The organism is Microcystis sp. M53603_WE2, assembly GCF_030065435.1.
Map to the genome: position 1 here is coordinate 1 of NZ_JASJFF010000366.1, position 1,559 is coordinate 1,559.

At 40.1% G+C, this 1,559-nt stretch carries 1 protein-coding gene and 1 pseudogene; both read left to right on the forward strand.

What is annotated here, in order from left to right:
• Positions 1-359: 359 nt before the first annotated feature.
• Entirely contained in the window at positions 360-854 is a 495-nt protein-coding gene (locus PX481_RS07850) for a hypothetical protein (RefSeq protein ID WP_002738874.1), read from the forward strand.
• 481 nt (positions 855-1,335) lie between these two features.
• Positions 1,336-1,482: pseudogene (locus tag PX481_RS07855) on the forward strand (Uma2 family endonuclease); the annotation flags it as partial.
• Positions 1,483-1,559 lie beyond the last annotated feature (77 nt).

Sequence of the window (1,559 nt, forward strand, 5' to 3'; positions counted from 1 at the left end):
ATAGGGGGGCATAAATCGACTAAATCCTTATCTGGTAAGAGACTTAATTGATTAGTTCGCTCTAGATCAAAAACAATTGACAAAAATCGCTAAATGCCTTTCTATATAAGGGTTACATCCCTTATAACCCCCGTCTATTGCATAACACCAACCGAAGAGCCATACCAAATCCGTTTTTAACAGTATGATTAACTCCCAATCCAACTTTAAAAACCCGCTCCCCACACCCCACACCCTACACCCTACGAAAAACTTTTTGCCGCAAACCCTAGATATCTATTGACACAAGCGCCGGTCGAGCAGGTTAGCGGCTCGATGTGCTTCAATAATCCTATAGTTTTTATTTTCCTTGTCGTATCATGCCACGTCCCCCGAAGAAAACCCCTAGCACCCCTGAACCCCCCGAAGAGCCAATTAAAACCACTCCTCCTCTACAACCTCTACAAATTATTAAAAAGGGTTCTAGGGCTGCAGTACCCCCCAAACCCCCGGAAACCCCTCCAGAAATAATTGAGGAAAAACCAGCCGAGGAAACGGTAAAATCAGTCAGTAGTGAGATAAAATCTCCTCTCCGTCCCCGTTTCGATTCGGCTCCTCCATTCCGAAAACCGATTCCCAAAGCAGAAATTCCCGTCATCGAAAAAGCGACGGGAGCTAATGGCGAAGTATTTAATCTGACCGATTCTGTCCTGATTACCGAACCTTTTGGTACTCGTATTCCTGCTATTATCGATAGTTTTTATGCCGATGATCAAGGCGAAATCTGGGCGCGACTCAAACCAGTGGAAGTTAATCCCGATTGTCGCTGGGAACAGGCCTGCATTCGCTCTCAGGGTTTGGTAAAAGCCGAGTAAAACAGTTATCAGTTATCAGTTATCAGTTATCAGTTATCAGATTTGAGTTTTAAGTGTGCAGTATTAACAAGTAATTTATAGCGTTTCCTGTTCGCAAGAGGTACACTACCGATGTTGAAAAGCTTAATTAGCAAAGGTTTAAGTGTGCCACACAGGTGTGAGAACCGCAATAGATAATGTCTCTTGCATGATTAATTTTTGAGGGTTCAAAAACGTCAAAAATAAGGATTAAATGGCATAAAATCCGTAAATAGACTATTTAATTGATTATTATTCATTCTTAATTCTCCTGACTACTGACTTCTAATACTAACAACTTTTTGATTTTTACAAGAAGTCCAATGATTTGGTATTCTCAAAAGGTTTACTAGCTATGGTATGATTAAGGGCAGTTTGTTAGACTATGATATTTTTCATGATAATCTGTTTTGATCTGATATCATGTTGAGTAAAATTCACGCTCTAAATTTGGGTTTAAATCATGATAACTACACTAATCGAACGAGAAGCAGAACCAATTTTAATTAGTGACTTAACCTGGAGAGAATTTAAAGCTGTTGAACAGCTAATCGATCGCCCAGGGTTAAGGTTATCTTTTTTAGATGGAGTTTTGGAGATTAGAAAAATGGCAACATCTCAATAAATGCTGGTAAGGAAGCCGAAGTCAACCTAGAAAATGAACCCGCACTCGTGAGAAAGCATCGA